The organism is Nonlabens ulvanivorans, from assembly GCF_000732625.1.
In the GTDB taxonomy this organism is placed as follows: domain Bacteria; phylum Bacteroidota; class Bacteroidia; order Flavobacteriales; family Flavobacteriaceae; genus Nonlabens; species Nonlabens ulvanivorans.
Genome location: NZ_JPJI01000026.1, coordinates 471,675 through 489,878 on the forward strand (window position 1 = coordinate 471,675; position 18,204 = coordinate 489,878).

The following is an 18,204-nucleotide window of genomic DNA, read 5'->3' on the forward strand; positions in this document are numbered from 1 at the left end:
TATTACTCATTTACCATTTCTCTTAATGTTGCAGATAGGTTCAAATGCTCTGCAATAATATCTCCATAAACCTGAACAATTCTACCATCTTTATCTAATAGTAAGTTCATAGGAAAAGCTTGAACGCCATATGCATCGATTGCAGGTCGCACATCTGTAAGATGTTCAAAATTGAATGCCTTTCTATCTAGAAAATGATTGACCACATAGTCTTTATCAAAAGTGATAGCTACAAAATTAACTTCGCCATTAAACTCTTGTTCTAATTGATTTAAATATGGGATTTCTATAATACAAGGTCCACATCTCGTAAACCAAAAATTAACAACCGTAGGCTTACCTGTATAATCCACATCATCAATTCCAGAACTATCACTAGCTATAAAGTCCTCCATAGGAAAGCGATCACCTATCTTTTTGCGATGCACTAAAAAAGGATCATAATAATTGGAATCTGGATTACTGTCTACCACAGTAACTTTAACCGTTTGAATTACAGAATCCTGAGCCGTTCGTGTACTAACTGAATTATGTATTACTAAACCTGTGGATAAGGTTTTTTTATATTTTTCAAACTCAAAAAAATCCATCACAGTTCCATCCTCTATCTGATAGTAAGTAATTTGCGCTTGAGACAATGCAGCTGCACTGATCAATAAAATAATAAAAAACAACTTTTTCATAAGTCAAAAATACGGATTTGTAGAACGTATCACAGTATTCAAAGAAGATGCCACGTTCTGATTGAATAACTTTTATACATCGACAATATTGAAATAAACTATTTCAACGGCAAATAAAAAATGCTTCTTTAGTTCTCACCCAAAGAAGCATTGTTCATTATAAATTTAATAGTTTATTAAAATACAAACATTACTCTACCGGCGTACCATAAAGATCAAAATCCTCAGCCTCAGTTATAGTAACATTTACAAATGATCCTACAGACAGGTAATGCTTCTCTGCATCAATCAATACTTCATTATCCACATCAGGACTATCAAACTCTGTACGTCCTACAAAGTAATTACCTCTTTTGCGATCTATAATAACTTTAAAAGTCTGACCTATTTTATGCTGATTCAATTCCCAAGAAATCTGTGATTGAATTTCCATGATCTCGTTTGCCCGCTCTTGTTTTACTTCTTCTGGCACATCATCTTCTAACTTATAAGCATGTGTATTCTCCTCATGCGAGTATGTAAAACATCCCATACGCTCAAAACGTTGATCTTTTACCCATTGTTTTAAAATCTGATAATCCTCTTCTGTTTCTCCAGGATATCCTACAATTAAAGTAGTACGTATCGCCATTTCTGGAACCGTCGCTCTAAAATCTTCTAGAAGCGCATTAGTCTTCTCAAATGTAGTACCGCGACGCATCGATTTTAAAACAGGTGTTGAAATATGTTGTAATGGTATATCTAAGTAATTACACACTTTAGGCTCTGATTTCATTACCTCAAGAACATCCATAGGGAAACCAGTTGGGAATGCATAGTGCATGCGTATCCACTCTATTCCTTCTACTTTCACCAGTTCTTTTAAAAGATCTGCAAGACGTCTCTTTTTATATAAATCTAGTCCATAATAAGTTAAATCTTGAGCGATAAGAATAAGCTCTTTAACACCATTTGCAGCCAGTTTTTCAGCTTCAATGACTAGATGTTCTATAGGTGTGCTTTTATGACCACCACGCATTAATGGTATTGCACAAAAAGAACATGGTCTATCACAACCTTCGGCGATTTTAAAATATGCATAGTTTTTAGGGGTCGTAGTTACACGCTCACCTATCAACTCGTGTTTATAGTCTGCACCTAGCGCTTTTAATAATGATGGCAACTCTGTAGTACCAAAATATTGATCCACATCTGGAATTTCCTTTTGCAAATCCGGCTTATAACGCTCTGATAAGCAACCCGATACAAATACCTGATCTACTTCTCCGTTATTTTTGCGCTCTACAAAATCTAGGATTGTATTTACAGATTCTTCCTTAGCATTATCGATAAAACCACAGGTATTTATCACAACGATATTTCCTTCTTCTTCATGAACCACATCTTTGCCACTGGCCTTCAGCTGTCCCATCAATACTTCACTATCATAGACGTTCTTTGAACATCCTAGAGTGATAACATTAATCTTATTCTTTTTTCTTGATTTTGTTCTCATAAGCGGCTGCAAATTTACGACTTAACTAGATGTAAATGTTGTTTTTGATCACGCTTTCGCGAAAGCGTATTCATAAAAATTAGTATTTTCAACAATCTCAAGTAAATCAAATGGTAATATTCAACGGAGCAGCTTTTTTTCAAGGACTATTATTGGCCTTATTTTTTGGTGTCATTTATTTTATATTATACTTATTTAACATAGATGACAGCATCTGGCAGATAGGGAATGCGCGACCTATGGCGGTTATATTTCAAGCACATTTATGTGCATGGATTTGCATGCTCACAGCAACTTTTGGTGTTAACGGAAGATTGTTTTTTATTCCTACGTGGATTTTATTCACAGCTTTGTGCATCATTTTATGTTTGAGCCCAGAAACGCATTGGTCTCGCTATATATTTATGATGGTATCTTTTGCTATTCCGTTGGCCTTTTTCCGTTTGAAACGTAGCTTTATGAAGACTGCATGGTCTGAAGCTCACGAGGCTCTTACATTATTAAAATCAGGTACTGATACTTCTCAAATAGAATATTGGAAACTTGTGCAGGCTTCGGCTATTGTACCACAGTATACTTTTTTTACCGTTCATTTTTATTGGAAAGCTATGTATTACGGAATTTATAACGGTAACGACTGGCTTAACCATTATAAAGAATTACTACCCATAATAGGCAATCGATATGTAGGTTTTAATCAAAAACAGCAGCGCAAATATGTTGAATTACAACAAGCTGTCACTAACGCTTTGGACTGGAAACAATACAGTCACCCGATGCATGCATTAAGTACCTTACATTACTCGATAGAAGGAATGATTAAAATGGCAGAAAAAATGCCTCAACCACAAATTGCTCCTATCACTGGCCCATCTACTGCTAAACAGAACCTAACGTCAGAGAAAGAAGTGCGTGCTAATTTTGATCGATTGTAAAACGTCCTCAATACTTCTAATTTTAATGAAACATAGTTTCTTTCTTTTTTTATTACTGTATTGCACCACCTGCGTCGCTCAAAGGACGATTACTGGGAATGTGAGTGATACAGATGGTGAAGCAATTTTAGGAGTTACTATTGCTATTAAAGACTCTGCTATAGGTGTAGTATCAGATTTTGACGGGAATTATTCTATTGTTGCAAGTATTGAAGATGTTCTGGTGTTTTCTTATGCCGGGTTTGAACCTCAAGAGATTTTAGTTGGTTCTCAAAATACTATACACGTAGTTCTTGAAGAAGATTTGACTACAGTACATGCGATTGTTCACTATTATCAAAAAACATTTGAAGTTTCTACAAGCTATGGATTCAATTACAACACAGTTGGACTTGGAATCTATAAAAGTATATGGCACCCTTTATATATAGATTTAAATGCTTCAATAAGCAGTGATTTTAATATCAATAAGAAATTTGAATTCTCTTTGTCTAGATCATTAAGCGTAAAGTCTTTTTATTTTAAAGTAGGTTTAAATCATGAACAAGCAGATTTTAACTTTAATAATTTTAAGAAAAATGAACTGTTTTTTAAAAAAAACATAGGAAGAAATCGGGATCCTTTTCAGTATTTAAAGATTAAACTAGGCCAGCTTAAAATTCAAAACATTGAGTTAAATGAACATGATTTAGGAGCAGGAATTGAATTAAGAAAAAGATTAATTAGTGGCTTATACCTTAACTCGGCATATACCTACTGGAATGGAATTAATGAAGTTGAATTGAAAGGAGATTACAATATAAGATACAATTGGATAATAAATGTAAGATATCATCATATCAGTAATTATGAAGAAGTAAGCCTAGGTATATCTTATAATTTAAGAAATTGGTAAATCAGTTATCATTAATCTAATTCACCCAAGTTACAATATCCTCAAAAAAGAATCGTGTATACAGTGAGATCACTATGCAGGCCACGGTAACTAACCAATAATACTTTTTAGTCATTAGCATCGCACCACAAATTAGCAACATGATAAAATGTATACCAGCGACTATATATATAGGCAACTGATAGGTATCCACGATTGTTGATTCTTCAGATAGGGAATCTACATAAGTTTTTCCTAACACAGTTATAATATGAAAGGCTGCATAGATTGCCATAAACTTCGTTAGAATAACGAGGCTTTTAGAGCTAAGCAACGACGGCTTTTGAGTTGAATCTTTCAATGACTGATGATTTTAATTATAACCTTTAGGCATCTTACGGTGTTGGGTTGCTTTTTCATAAGCAGCTGCCCATTGATAAAGCATCTTCTCTTCTTCGGTAGGTGCAATAAAAGTTAATCCAAAAGGCTGACCATTCTCATCATATCCCATAGGAACAGTGATAGCAGGATAAAAAGCCACAGCAGCTTCTGCAGCATTATAATTATTTACCGATAAGAAACCATCTAGATTATGAGACTGAATGTAATAATCAAAATACTCTTGTGCTTGAGTTGTTAATCTAGTTTTAAGAGCTGCAGATTCTGCTGGAGAATAATCCTTTTCATCTGTTATACCTTTAAACAATCGTTGACCATAAGGCATATAATTTAATGAATCTGCTTTATTTAATTCCATCACCTTAGCCACATCCCATCCTTGATACTCAGGCAATCCTAATCCCATGAAATATGCAGGCAAATCCTTTTTCATATCGACATTAAGTAAAGAAACAAATCCATCTAGTTGCGGTTGTTTTTCTTCTAATTCTACCACAGTTGCACCTAAAGCTATAATTTGTTCAACAGCACTAGCATATAATGGATTCTTCTTATAACCAGGAAAAACTCCAAAAACACGACCTTGAACCGTAGAGGTCCCCAAATTTGCTATAAATAAATCACTAAACATGCGTTTATCACTTAACATCCCACGCATTAAAATGACATTATCCACAACATTTTTAGACATAGGGCCTGCTGTATCGAGATAAGTTGATATAGGAATAATACCTATCCCACTTAAAGTACCTACTGATGGTTTTAAACCTACTACACTATTTTGTGACGCTGGCGATAATATCGAACCTGCGGTTTCAGAACCTACAGCAGCTACCGCAAAATTAGCTGCTATTGCAACTCCACTACCACTACTAGATCCGCCAGTATCTATTTCCTTACGACCATATGGATTTAAAGTCTGTCCACCCATAGCGCTATAACCACTAGGACAATCACCACAAAAGAAGTAAGCCCATTCACTTAGATTTGCTTTTCCTAAAATAATAGCATCTGCCTCTATTAATCGCTGTACGATCCGCGCATTTTGAGGTTCCAGATCTTTTAAAACAGCAGCGCCACCAGTTGTTTTCATACCTTCGGTATTGATATTATCTTTTAACAAAATAGGCATACCCATTAAACTATAAGGGTTAAACTTACCTTCTCCACGTCTGAATTCATCAATTCTCAAATCATAAGCATATGCATCTTCCATTGCCTTTGGATTTAGAGCTATTACAGAATTTAATGATTTCCTGTTCTCTCTATCATACTTTGCAATTCTATTGATATAGAATAAGGTTAATTGTTGGTAAGAAAGCTTACCATCATATACAGCTTGTTGAATTTCAGGGATGCTTTTTTCTAGTATTAAAGATTTTAGTTCCTCGCTTTCGCGAAAGCTGGATAAATCATCTTTAAAAGGAGCAATAATATCTTCTTTTTTCAAAAACCTAGAATCCAAGACTTTAAATTGCTCATCATCCTGATTAATAGTTTGGGAGACTTCATTTACAGCTTTAGGAGAGTTACAACTCCATACTGTGAACGCTAAAAAAAGTAATATAAAACGCATAAAATATTTTTCTTAAAAATAGAAAAACTCTTAGACCTAACCGAGGCTAGATTTAAGAGTTATAAACTGTTTAATGAGCACTCTAATTAAAGAAACTGTCTACAAATTCTGATTTATTAAAAACTTGTAAATCATCCACTCCTTCTCCTACTCCTATATATCGAACAGGTATTTGAAATTGATCAGAAATCCCTATAACTACACCACCTTTTGCAGTACCATCCAGTTTTGTAACTGCTAACGAACTCACTTCTGTCGCCGCAGTAAACTGTTTTGCTTGTTCAAAAGCATTTTGACCGGTAGAGCCATCAAGAACTAACATTACGTCATGTGGAGCATTAGGAATTATTTTTTGCATCACACGTTTTACCTTAGTAAGTTCATTCATTAAATTGACCTTATTATGTAAACGACCTGCAGTATCCAGAAGAACCACATCTGCATTCTGAGCGACGGCACTTTGTAAAGTATCAAATGCAACACTAGCTGGATCACTACCCATATCTTGTTTAACAATTTCTACACCTACACGATCTGCCCAAATTTGTAATTGATCTACAGCTGCTGCTCTAAATGTATCTCCAGCACCTAGCACGACCTTAAGACCTTTTTGCTTAAATTGGTGAGCGAGCTTACCTATGGTAGTTGTTTTACCTACTCCATTAACTCCTACCACCATAACTACATAAGGTCCATCTTGCTGAGGAATGGTGAAATCAGTAGCGTCACCATTATTAACCTCGCTTAATAAACCTGCGATTTCATCACGTAAAATACCATTGAGCTCTGTAGTGCCTAAATATTTATCTTTTGCTACACGTTCTTCAATACGATCAATGACTTTAATTGTGGTAGCCACACCTACATCACTAGATATTAAAACGTCTTCAAGATCATCAAGCACATCTGCATCGACTTTAGATTTACCGGCAACGGCTTTACCTAATTTATCTAAGAACGTTGTTTTGGTTTTTTCTAGTCCTTTATCTAGGGTTTCCTTTTTCTCTTTTGAAAATATCTTTTTAAAAAAACTCATTTTTGGCTATTTCTGGTCGTTGCAAAGTTAATCATATATGTGATAATATAGAAGCATCATATTGTGTAGTCAATTTGCGAGCCACAGAAACATGACTGACAAATGGTCCATAAAAAAAGACCGCTCTGCAAGCAGAGCGGTCTTTTATCATCTTAACTAACCAACTTATTTCTTTTTCAAGAAATCGTTTACTAATTCAGGTGCCATAATAGCACTTACGAAAGTATATGCACCTGACTTAGGTGATTTAACCATCTTGATGGCTTTCGTTAATCTCTTTGACCCAGTTTGTAGGGTTGCTACTGATTTCTTTGCCATGTCGTATTATTTAATTTCTTTATGAACAGTCATACGCTTAAGGATCGGGTTGAATTTTTTAATCTCCAAACGATCTGGCGTATTTTTTTTATTCTTAGTCGTGATGTAACGAGAAGTTCCAGCTTTACCTGACTCCTTGTGCTCTGTACATTCAAGTATCACTTGAATTCTATTACCTTTCTTTGCCATCTTCTAGTATATTAATAGATTACTTGGTAAGAAGCCCTTTAGCGCGAGCTTGCTTCATTACCTCAGTAATACCTAATTTATTGATGTTTTTTATCGCCTTAGCAGATACTTTAAGTGAAATCCACTTATCCTCTTCAGGAAGGTAGAAACGCTTAGTAAAAAGATTCACGTTGAATCTACGTTTAGTCTTATTCATTGCGTGGGAAACATTGTTTCCTGACATCGCTCTCTTACCTGTAAGTTCACAAACTCGTGACATGATTATCTGTGTTTAAAATCGGACTGCAAAATAACGATTATTTATTCGTTCTCACAAGCCTAAATTGCACCCTTTTTTATAATTTTTTCTCAAACGCCTATTTTCCTACTATTCAAGCATTAAAATCAGCGTGTAATATTCTATTGTAACAGTAATTATTACTGAGCTATCAACTCTTTTTGCAATAATTCTAGTGATTTATTAATTGTTTTTTGAACCACTCTATCTCTATGATTACCCATCATAAACTGTAGCGCATATGTCTTTTCTGGTGTCGATATTCCTATAAAAACAGTTCCTACAGGAGCATCACTATCTCCTTGAGTAGGTCCTGCATTACCTGTAGTTGCAACGGCATAATCTGATTTAAACTTTAATCGTGCCTTATAAGCCATCTCATGAGCTACCTGCTCACTTACTACACTATATTTTTCAATAATTGCTGGATCCACACCTAGCATGTCAACTTTAGACTGTGTAGCATAAGTAACGGTGCTACCCATAAAAACTTTAGACGCTCCTGGAATTTCTGTAATAAGGCTAGCTATTTTTCCTCCTGTACAACTCTCTGCAGTGGCGACCGTTTTGTTATTCTCTTTCAATAATTGAACCACAGCATGCACTATACTTTCATCATTACTTTCACCTACAATGACATCTTCGATAATCCCATACAATTTCTGAACCTGATCATCTACCGTTTCAAGAATAAGATCTTTATCCTTTCCACGAGAAGACAATCTTAAACGTACAGTTCCTAAACTAGGTAAATAAGCCAGTTTAATATGAGAAGGTAAATCATTTTCCCATTGCTCTAATCTAGTAGCTATAGTACTTTCTCCTTGACCTGCTGTAAGAATTGTACGATGATGTATAAATGGTAATTCACCTATATTAAGAATTTTAGGTATGACACCATCAGACATTAAGGCCTTCATTTCAAATGGTACACCTGGCATAGACACAAAAATAGTTCCTTCACTCTCAATCCACAATCCAGGTGCTGTCCCATACTGATTAGAGATTACCTGTGCTTTAGAAGGGACTAACGCTTGGTCTTTATTCATATCGACCATTGGTGCTTTTACAAATTTTTCAAAAAGCATAATCACGTGGTCTAAGACTTCTTGATCCAGTACGAGTTGATCATCAAAGAATTCACAAATCGTTTTCTTTGTAATATCATCCTTAGTTGGACCTAAACCACCTGTAACAAGCACAATATCTGATTCTTGTTTCGCTTTCGCGAAAGCGGAAAGGATATGTTCCCGATCATCACTAATAGAGATAATCTCATAAACGTTAACGCCTATCTTATTGAGTTCGCTTGCCATCCATGCAGAATTGGTATCTACAATTTGACCTATAAGGATTTCATCTCCTATAGTAATTATAGTTGCTTGCATTTAGAAATCTCTTTTAAGTTGAATTAAGGCCATATCCAATTCTTGGTTAACACGCATGAAATGTTCTTTAATCTCCATTTCATCATCTGATTTTCCCCATGCCTCAATTATCAATATGTCGGACAAGCACTCTAACCCAAACATATCAACACTGGGTTTCATTTTATGAGCATACTCGTGAACACGTGCTCTATCGTCATCAATTATGGCGACCGCAAGATGCTCAAGATCTTTAGGTATTTCTGTAATAAACATCTCTACCATATCCTTAATAAAGTCTGCATCATTGTCTGAGAGCTCTATTAACTTTTGTAGATCGTATAGGTTTTGCTTCATTTTACTTTGATCTGGAACATTTCTTTACCAGCAAGAGTTCCTTTTAAAACATCATTCTCTTCTACTCTTGATACACCTGCTGGAGTTCCCGTAAATATAAGATCCCCTATTTTAAGTGTAAAGAATTGAGAGACGTGCTCTATGATTTCATCTATTTTCCAAAGCATATGACTGGTATCACCACTTTGCTGCAAGTTATCATTTTTAAACAATTCAAATGACAAGTTATTTAAATCACCTAATTCTTCTTTATTGATAAACTCTCTAGAAACTACACTTGCTCCATCAAAAGATTTTGCTTTCTCCCACGGCAATCCTTTTTCTTTACAACGTTGTTGCACATCTCTTGCTGTAAAATCAATTCCTAGGCCTATTTCATTATAATACTTGTGTGCAAATTTTTTATCGATATGCTTACCGATACGATTAATACGCACTACAACTTCTACCTCGTGATGGACATCATTTGAGAATGCAGGTATAAAAAACGGCTGTTTATGTAATAAAATAGAAGTGTCAGGCTTTAAAAAAACGACTGGCTCAGTAGGTCGCTCGTTTTGAAGCTCTGCAATATGTTCTGTATAATTGCGACCGATGCAAATAATTTTCATAATTATTTACGGCTATAATTAGGCGCTTCTTTAGTAATGGTCACATCATGTGGGTGACTTTCATTTACACCAGCTGCTGTAATTTTTACAAAACGGCCATTATTCTTGAGGGATTCAATATCACCAGCACCACAATAACCCATTCCGGCGCGTAATCCACCTATAAACTGAGTCATGCTTTCTACTAGATCTCCTTTATAAGGTACACGACCTACAATTCCCTCAGGAACTAGTTTTTTAATATCATCTTCTACATCTTGAAAATAACGATCTTTAGAACCGTGTTGCATCGCCTCAACAGATCCCATTCCGCGATAAGATTTAAATTTACGACCATCATATATAATGGTTTCTCCTGGTGACTCTGTAGTACCAGCAAGCATAGAACCTAGCATTACACAGTCTGCTCCTGCCGCTATTGCCTTAGGTATATCACCCGTGTAACGTATTCCTCCATCTGCGATGACAGGTACTCCAGTACCTTTTAATGCATGAGACGCTTCCATTACAGCACTTAATTGAGGAAAACCAACACCAGCTACAACACGAGTTGTACATATTGAACCAGGACCAATTCCTACTTTTACAGCGTCTGCACCAGCATCTGCTAGATATTTTGCAGCTTCGGCAGTGGCAACATTTCCAACCACAACGTCCAGATCTGGATAAGCGGCCTTCACTTTTTTAAGAACATCAACAACGCCTTTAGTATGACCATGTGCCGTATCGATTACTACAGCGTCTACACCAGCTTCCACTAATGCACCAGCTCTATCAACAGCATCACCTGTAACACCTATTGCAGCCGCTACTCGCAAACGACCATACTGATCCTTATTAGCATTAGGTTTTAAAGTTAGCTTAGTGATATCTCTAAAGGTTATGAGTCCTACTAATTTATCTTGATCATCAACAACTAGTAATTTCTCTATTTTATATTCTTGCAAAATCGCTTCTGCATCATGTAAAGATGTCCCTGCTTTTGCTGTGATTAAATTCTCTGAAGTCATCACATCAGTAACTGAGCGACTATTATCTTTTTCAAATCGTAAATCTCTATTAGTTACAATACCTTTTATATAACCAGCATCATCCACTATAGGAATCCCACCTATACTGTGCTCACGCATACTAGCTTTTGCATCACCTATGGTAGCCTCAATAGTAAGAGTAACTGGATCGATAATCATACCACTTTCAGCTCGTTTTACACGTCTCACCTTCTGAGCTTGAGCTTCAATAGACATATTTTTATGCAAGATCCCTATTCCACCTTCTTGAGCCATAGCAATAGCCATGCGGCTTTCTGTAACGGTATCCATAGCAGCACTGATTACAGGTGCGTTAAGAGTAATATTTCTTGAAAATTTAGTCTTTATACTTACTTCTCGAGGCAGCACCTCACTGTAAGCAGGTACAAGTAGTACGTCATCATAGGTTAAACCTTCACCTAGAAATTTGGAATCGTGGGAAATCATGCAATAGAATTTTATTGCATGCAAATATACGTTATTTAATTGGTGAGTATTCAAATGGATTAATACAATACTTAACTATTCAAACACTTACCTATTTAGAATCAATATGAATAATGAAAATCAATCCGAATATTATATAGTATCAGAAATATCAATAACGAATTTCCTACCTTATCTTTATTAAATCTAAATAAGGACTTAAATTTGCAGCCGAAATCAATTCAACTATTTATATCAAGTCTAAATAAAACCAAAATGACTCTAAAAAAAATATCTTTAATCGCCACTGCCGCTATAGCAACTTTTTTTACTACATCATGTGATAATGATGATGATCTAACCGTTAATAACGTTATAGCACCAGCAACATATTCTTTTAATAGAGGAACAGAAAGCACCGTTAGCTATTCTGGCCAGACTACTCGTATAGCAATGGCTGAAGAAATTAAGACCGCTTTTAAAGAAACATCTACTACCGAAACACAATTGTCTAACATGTTTGCGCATGTAGCAGGAGCAAATGATTTTAGTGATGCAGCTTTAAATTCTTCTGACAAAAGTGTACGTAGTAAAGTAGCTGCTAGTGCAGACTATTTTTCTAGCAACGCAACAGATGCTGCTGCGATTAGAGCAGATTTTGATAATTATATATCATCTCAAGTAAATGATATTTTCCCAGCATGGAACAATACAGCTAGCGCTGGTGTACCAGGACAGATTCAACAAGCTGGTGGTGGAACTATTAGATATGTAAACGCAAAAGGTCTGGAGTATGACCAAGCGTTTGCTAAAGGGCTTTTAGGGGCTTTAATGACCGATCAAATTTTGAACAATTATTTAAGCACGTCTGTTCTTGATGAAAGTACTAATAGAGCAGATAATGATAACGAAGTATTAGTATCAGGTAAAAGTTATACCAACATGGAGCATAAATGGGATGAGGCTTTTGGCTATTTATACGGTGCAGAACCAGATGCTACAATGCCTATTCTAGATCAAGATAGTTTTTTAAGTGAATACATTGATCGTGTAGAAGGTGATGCAGATTTTGCTGGAATCGCAACTACAATTTATGATGCATTCAAATTAGGACGTGCAGCGATAGTTGAAAAAAACTACAGTGTTAGAGATGAACAAGCAGCAATTATAAGAGAGAACGTCTCTTTAATTCCAGCTGTAAGAGCGGTGTTTTATTTACAAAATGGTAAAGACAATTTAACAGCAGATCCAGCAAGAGCATTTCATGGATTATCTGAAGCTTATGGATTTATCTACAGCCTTCAATTTACACGCAATCCTGATACTGACGCACCATATTTTAGCAAAACTGAAGTAGACACCTATTTAAGTCAATTAATGACTGGTAATGGATTCTGGGATATTACACCTACTACTTTAGATCAAATATCAGATGACATTGCGGCAAGATTCAATTTCACAACAGCACAAGCTAGCAATTAAATTATCATTTATTTAATGTAGTTAATAGGACATACTCTCGACTACAACGGTACATTTGCAAACTTTTAAAAAATTAATAATGAAAATCAAGCAATTAGCATTAGCACTGTTTTCTATCATACTGATCACCGCGTGTACAGAATCTAACGATGATTCTACTAGCGGATCATCTGATAACTTTGATAGAAAGGCTCTTTTAGAAAATGCAGCAGATAACATCATCATTCCTGCATTACAAGATTTGAATTCTGATTTAACAGCTTTAAAAGCGTCAAAAGAGACTTTTATAACAACACCTAATCAAACAAATCTTGATAATCTAAGAACTGACTGGTTAGCAGCTTATAAAACATGGCAGTACGTTGAGATGTTTAACATTGGTAAGGCTGAAGAAATTTTATATGGTTTCCAGATGAACATCTATCCTACTAATACGACAGATATCCAAAACAATATCGCGTCTGGATCTTATGACCTTACTAGTCCTAATAATAATGATGCCGTAGGTTTCCCTGCTTTAGATTACTTACTATATGGTCTAGGTAATGACGACAGTGCCATAATAGACTTTTATACCACTGACAGTAACGCGCTAGGTTACAAAAATTACCTCAGCGATGTGATAGACCAGATGGACAATCTAACTACTACAGTATTAACAGACTGGACCAGTTCTTACAGAGATATTTTTGTTAGCAGTACGGCAAACACAGCATCTAGCTCTGTGAATATGCTAGTGAACGACTTCATTTTTTATTATGAAAAGGGATTGCGTGCTAACAAAGTAGGCATACCTGCAGGAGTTTTTTCTACAACACCACTTGCAGATAAAGTGGAAGGATTATACAGTAAAGTTTACTCTAAAGAACTTGCCCTAACTGCTCTACAAGCGGTTCAAGACTTTTTTAACGGTAAAGCTTATAATAACTCAACAATTGGTATAAGTTATGCAAGTTATGTAACTCTTTTAAGGGATAATAGTGGATCTTCTGACCTTACAGCCTCTATAAACAGTCAGATAGAAGCCGCTAGAACTGAGCTTGATCAATTAGATAACAATCTATATAATCAGGTGAACAATAATAATGTAGCTATGTTAATGACTTATGATGAGTTACAGCGCGTCACTGTTTTATTAAAAGTAGACATGTTGCAAACACTTAATATAAGCGTAGATTATGTTGATGCTGACGGTGATTAAACCATATCAATAAATTTTAAAAAAGGTTGTCCTCATATTAAAGTATGAGGCAACCTTTTTTTAGGTTATGAATAAAACGATACAATCATATCTAGATAAAAGCGCATCTGCTGCGCCATTAGCGGTTTTCCGCATTGGCTTTGGGTTGATGATGCTTTATAGCATCATTAGATTTGCTGCACATGGTTGGATCAATAGTCTTTATATAACACCTCAATTTCATTTCTCTTATTATGGATTTGATTGGGTAAAACCATTAGGGTCCTTCACTTATTTATTATTTACTATATGCGGTATAGCCGCATTTTTCATTGCCATAGGATTTAAGTATAGGTTGTCCATTATTCTATTTTTCTTAAGCTTTACTTATATAGAATTGATGGATAAAACCACCTATCTTAATCATTATTACTTCATCAGCCTACTTAGTTTTTTAATGATCTTTTTACCTGCAAATAGGCATTTCTCAATAGATCATCCTAAAGCAACTGATCACACCTTAAAGACACCAATAATCCCGCAATGGAGTATCGACAGCATTAAATTGCTATTAAGTATCGTGTACTTCTATGCTGGATTAGCAAAAATTAATAGCGACTGGCTTTTAAAAGCCATGCCTTTAAAAATATGGTTGCCTTCTAAATATGATTTACCTTTTCTAGGCAACCTTATGCAACAAGAATGGGTACATTATGCATTCAGTTGGACTGGTATGCTCTATGATTTGCTCATTCCTTTTTTATTACTTTATAAAAAAACGCGGCTTTGGGCATTTATAGCTGTGGTTATATTCCATGTATTAACTCGTGTATTATTCCCGATAGGAATGTTTCCTTTTATAATGATTGTAAGTGCATTGGTGTTTTTTGACAGTTCACTACATGAAAAAATTATTGCTTATTTAAGAAGATTTTTAAGTCCTTTAAGCACTTTATTAGGTCCGCTTTCGCGAAAGCGTACCAACAACAAACCATTTGTAATTACATATCAGAAAGTTATAATACCAGTACTAGTGATATTTTTCACAATTCAATTAGTATTACCATGGCGATATCTCGCGTATCCTGGAGAATTGTTCTGGACAGAGGAAGGCTATAGATTCTCGTGGCGCGTGATGTTGATGGAAAAAATGGGAAACACACAGTTTAAAATTGTTGACGGATCTGGACAGTCATTTTATGTTCAAAATGATGATTTTCTAACGTCGTTTCAAGAGAAGCAAATGAGCTTTCAACCTGACTTTATTTTAGAATACGCACACTTTTTAGGAGACCATTATAGCTCCCAAGGATATAAGGATGTAAAAGTTTATGTAGACTGTTATGCCGCGTTGAATGGTAGAACCAGTCGCAGACTAGTAGACCCCAAAGCAAACTTATATCAAATTAAAGATTCATTCCAGCATAAAGACTGGCTATTACCATTAGAAGATGAAATTAAAGGATTATAGTATTTTAATACTATTGATATTGACATGGTCTATATCATATGCACAGTCATATCAAATATCAGGCACCGTTTCTGATAATATTACTGGTACTGCCATTGAAAACGTTGCTATTTATGATAAAAATGCTGGACAACTAGCCATTACAGATATAAATGGGAAATATCGATTTGAAACTACTCAAAAAGAATTAACCCTAATATGGTTCAGTTATGAATATGTTGTTCTAGAAGAATCTCTTACTATCAACAATGATCTTATTAAAAATGTACAATTACAACAATTAGGTGAAGAGTTAACAGCCATTGAATTAACAGTGCGCAAAGAAAAACTATTTCAACTAGAGCGTTTAAAAGATGTTGAAGGCACTTCTATTTATGCCGGTAAGAAAACTGAAGTGGTTCTTATTGAAAACTCTACCGCAAATCTAGCTGCAAATAATGCGCGTCAAATTTTTAATCAAGTTGCTGGTCTTAATATCTATCAAAATGATGATGCTGGATTGCAATTAAACATCGGTGGACGTGGACTAGATCCTAATAGAACTGCAAATTTTAACACTAGACAAAATGGGTATGATATAAGCGCAGATGTGTTGGGTTATCCCGAAAGTTACTATGCTCCACCGGCAGAAGGTCTACAGAGTATTCAGGTAATACGTGGTGCAGCATCATTACAATATGGTACTCAATTCGGTGGTTTAGTGAATTTTGTTATGAAAGAACCTCATCAATCTAAACCTCTAGAGCTTATTACCAGAAACACTATAGGTTCTAATGGATTGTACACTAATTTCACAAGTCTAAGTGGTACTAGTGGTAAATGGAGCTATTATACTTTTTTTAATTATAAAAAAGGTGATGGCTTTAGACCTAATTCTCAATTTGAATCTAAGAATATTTATGCTCATGTAGGATATCAATTTAATGATCAGACTAAGGTCACAGGAGAAATCACTTACCTAAACTACCTAGCCCAACAAGCTGGTGGGCTTAATGATCGACAATTTGAGGAGAATCCTTTTCAAAGTAATCGAGAACGTAACTGGTTTGAAGTAGATTGGTTTTTATACAATCTTAATTTCTCTCATGATTTTACTGAAGACACAAAATTCACTTTTAACGCCTTTGGATTACAAGCACAGCGTAATGCACTAGGCTTTAGAACTAATCGTGTCGATCAAATTGATCCTGGTACAGAAAGAGATTTAATAAAAGGAGATTTTAATAATTATGGTGCCGAGGCGAGATTCTTAAGCACCTACAATCTTGCTGGAAAGAAAAATATTTTCTTAATCGGTTCTAAGTTTTATAAAGCAAACAACACAAGTACTCAAGGTCCTGGAAGTGATGGTAGCGATGCAGACTTTGACTTTCGATTTGATGAATATCCTAATTACTCAAATCAAAACGACTTTGTATATCCTAATTTAAATATCTCTCTATTCGGTGAGAACATCTTTTATGTAAACGATAAAATTTCATTTACTCCTGGTTTTAGACTAGAATATATCAAAACAGAAAGTGAAGGTTTTACTAGAGAAATAAGAACTGACGCTGCTGGTAATGTTATTTTTAATGAAGTAATTGATGAAAATAGATCTAATGAAAGAACCTTTGCCTTACTAGGTTTAGGAACTAGTTATAAAGCAAATGATGCGATAGAATTATACGGTAATATTTCACAAAATTATAGGTCTGTAACATTTACCGACATAAGTACTATTAATCCTGCTTTTGAAATTGATCCCAACATTGACGACGAGAAAGGTTTTACTGCAGACATAGGTGCTCGTGGTAATTTTAACGATTTCATATCTTATGACGCTAGTGCATTTGCATTATTTTATAATGACCGAATAGGTTTTACACAAGTCGTTGCAGATGATGGTCGTGTAAAAAGTCAACGAGGTAATGTAGGAGACGCTGTTATCTATGGACTAGAAAGTCTAGTAGATCTTAATCTACAAAAGCTACTCATTAAAAACCAAGCTTATAAATTCAATCTATTTTTCAACACTTCTTTAGTAAGTTCTGAATACACAAATTCTGATGCCAACGGTATTGAAGGAAATAAAGTAGAGTTTATACCAGAATTAAATTTTAAAACAGGTTTTCAATTAGGATATAAAAACTTCATGTCTAGTATCCAATACTCATATCTATCGCAACAATTCACAGATGCTACAAACGCTACTGATGGGAATCTTAGTGGTGTAATAGGCGCTATACCAGCTTATGATGTTTTAGACTTTTCGGCCTCATATAAATACAGCAGGTTTAAATTAGAAGCTGGAATTAATAACGTGCTAGACAACTCCTATTTTACAAGAAGAGCAACTGGTTATCCAGGACCTGGAATTATCACCTCTCCTAATCGTAATTATTACATAACTCTAGAGATTAAGATTTGAGAAAACAATCTTTAATATTATTATATTCTTAATACCTGCTATCCCAAATTACATATATTAGAATATTCTTACTAATAGTTAGGATAT

General features: G+C 35.0%; 18 protein-coding genes. 6 read left to right on the top strand and 12 right to left on the bottom strand.

Going from position 1 to position 18,204, the window contains the following annotated elements; translation table 11 throughout:
- Window positions 1–2: 2 nt before the first annotated feature.
- Entirely contained in the window at window positions 3–683 is a 681-nt protein-coding gene (locus IL45_RS14760; RefSeq protein ID WP_051788672.1) for a TlpA family protein disulfide reductase, read from the bottom strand.
- A 190-nt stretch (window positions 684–873) separates the two neighbouring features.
- Window positions 874–2,178, bottom strand: a complete 1,305-nt coding sequence (rimO, locus tag IL45_RS06000; protein ID WP_036581485.1) for a 30S ribosomal protein S12 methylthiotransferase RimO — start codon at window positions 2,176–2,178, stop codon at window positions 874–876.
- Window positions 2,179–2,288: 110 nt separating this feature from the next.
- On the opposite strand from rimO, the gene IL45_RS06005 reads away from it, so the two are divergent.
- Window positions 2,289–3,113, top strand: coding sequence for a hypothetical protein (locus IL45_RS06005; RefSeq protein ID WP_036581488.1), 825 nt, complete (start codon window positions 2,289–2,291; stop codon window positions 3,111–3,113).
- 25 nt (window positions 3,114–3,138) lie between these two features.
- Window positions 3,139–4,008 (top strand): carboxypeptidase-like regulatory domain-containing protein, encoded by an 870-nt coding sequence (locus tag IL45_RS06010; RefSeq protein WP_036581491.1) that lies wholly within the window; start codon window positions 3,139–3,141, stop codon window positions 4,006–4,008.
- A 16-nt stretch (window positions 4,009–4,024) separates the two neighbouring features.
- Here IL45_RS06010 and IL45_RS06015 read toward each other — a convergent pair whose 3' ends face one another.
- The 10 genes from IL45_RS06015 to guaB form a co-directional block, all read right to left on the bottom strand.
- The gene (locus tag IL45_RS06015) at window positions 4,025–4,348 is read right to left on the bottom strand and encodes a hypothetical protein (RefSeq protein ID WP_146128665.1); all 324 of its coding nucleotides are present in this window, start codon (window positions 4,346–4,348) and stop codon (window positions 4,025–4,027) included.
- A gap of 12 nt (window positions 4,349–4,360) precedes the next feature.
- Complete coding sequence (locus IL45_RS06020; protein ID WP_036581495.1) at window positions 4,361–5,962, bottom strand: amidase family protein; 1,602 nt, start codon at window positions 5,960–5,962, stop codon at window positions 4,361–4,363.
- Window positions 5,963–6,044: 82 nt separating this feature from the next.
- The gene (ftsY, locus tag IL45_RS06025) at window positions 6,045–6,998 is read right to left on the bottom strand and encodes a signal recognition particle-docking protein FtsY (protein ID WP_036581498.1); all 954 of its coding nucleotides are present in this window, start codon (window positions 6,996–6,998) and stop codon (window positions 6,045–6,047) included.
- A gap of 165 nt (window positions 6,999–7,163) precedes the next feature.
- Window positions 7,164–7,316: a DUF4295 domain-containing protein gene (locus tag IL45_RS14910; RefSeq protein ID WP_081866548.1), complete on the bottom strand. Its 153-nt coding sequence runs from the start codon at window positions 7,314–7,316 to the stop codon at window positions 7,164–7,166.
- A 6-nt stretch (window positions 7,317–7,322) separates the two neighbouring features.
- Window positions 7,323–7,505: a 50S ribosomal protein L33 gene (rpmG, locus tag IL45_RS06030; RefSeq protein WP_036581501.1), complete on the bottom strand. Its 183-nt coding sequence runs from the start codon at window positions 7,503–7,505 to the stop codon at window positions 7,323–7,325.
- A gap of 19 nt (window positions 7,506–7,524) precedes the next feature.
- On the bottom strand, window positions 7,525–7,764 hold the full coding sequence (gene rpmB / locus IL45_RS06035; protein WP_036581503.1) for a 50S ribosomal protein L28: 240 nt from the start codon (window positions 7,762–7,764) through the stop codon (window positions 7,525–7,527).
- A 158-nt stretch (window positions 7,765–7,922) separates the two neighbouring features.
- On the bottom strand, window positions 7,923–9,170 hold the full coding sequence (locus IL45_RS06040) for a CinA family nicotinamide mononucleotide deamidase-related protein (RefSeq protein ID WP_036581506.1): 1,248 nt from the start codon (window positions 9,168–9,170) through the stop codon (window positions 7,923–7,925).
- Window positions 9,171–9,506, bottom strand: a complete 336-nt coding sequence (locus IL45_RS06045) for an Hpt domain-containing protein (RefSeq protein ID WP_036581508.1) — start codon at window positions 9,504–9,506, stop codon at window positions 9,171–9,173.
- Window positions 9,503–10,117, bottom strand: a complete 615-nt coding sequence (locus IL45_RS06050) for a fumarylacetoacetate hydrolase family protein (RefSeq protein WP_036581511.1) — start codon at window positions 10,115–10,117, stop codon at window positions 9,503–9,505. The genes IL45_RS06045 and IL45_RS06050 overlap by 4 nt, the downstream gene beginning before the upstream one ends.
- A gap of 2 nt (window positions 10,118–10,119) precedes the next feature.
- Entirely contained in the window at window positions 10,120–11,595 is a 1,476-nt protein-coding gene (guaB, locus tag IL45_RS06055; RefSeq protein ID WP_036581514.1) for an IMP dehydrogenase, read from the bottom strand.
- 255 nt (window positions 11,596–11,850) lie between these two features.
- On the opposite strand from guaB, the gene IL45_RS06060 reads away from it, so the two are divergent.
- The 4 genes from IL45_RS06060 to IL45_RS06075 all read left to right on the top strand — a co-directional run bounded on the left by IL45_RS06060 (window position 11,851) and on the right by IL45_RS06075 (window position 18,117).
- Window positions 11,851–13,056, top strand: coding sequence for a DUF4856 domain-containing protein (locus IL45_RS06060; RefSeq protein WP_036581517.1), 1,206 nt, complete (start codon window positions 11,851–11,853; stop codon window positions 13,054–13,056).
- A gap of 79 nt (window positions 13,057–13,135) precedes the next feature.
- Window positions 13,136–14,257 (top strand): imelysin family protein, encoded by a 1,122-nt coding sequence (locus IL45_RS06065; protein WP_036581519.1) that lies wholly within the window; start codon window positions 13,136–13,138, stop codon window positions 14,255–14,257.
- 67 nt (window positions 14,258–14,324) lie between these two features.
- Window positions 14,325–15,707, top strand: a complete 1,383-nt coding sequence (locus tag IL45_RS06070) for an HTTM domain-containing protein (protein ID WP_036581521.1) — start codon at window positions 14,325–14,327, stop codon at window positions 15,705–15,707.
- Window positions 15,688–18,117: a TonB-dependent receptor domain-containing protein gene (locus IL45_RS06075; protein WP_036581523.1), complete on the top strand. Its 2,430-nt coding sequence runs from the start codon at window positions 15,688–15,690 to the stop codon at window positions 18,115–18,117. The genes IL45_RS06070 and IL45_RS06075 overlap by 20 nt, the downstream gene beginning before the upstream one ends.
- Window positions 18,118–18,204: the final 87 nt, after the last annotated feature.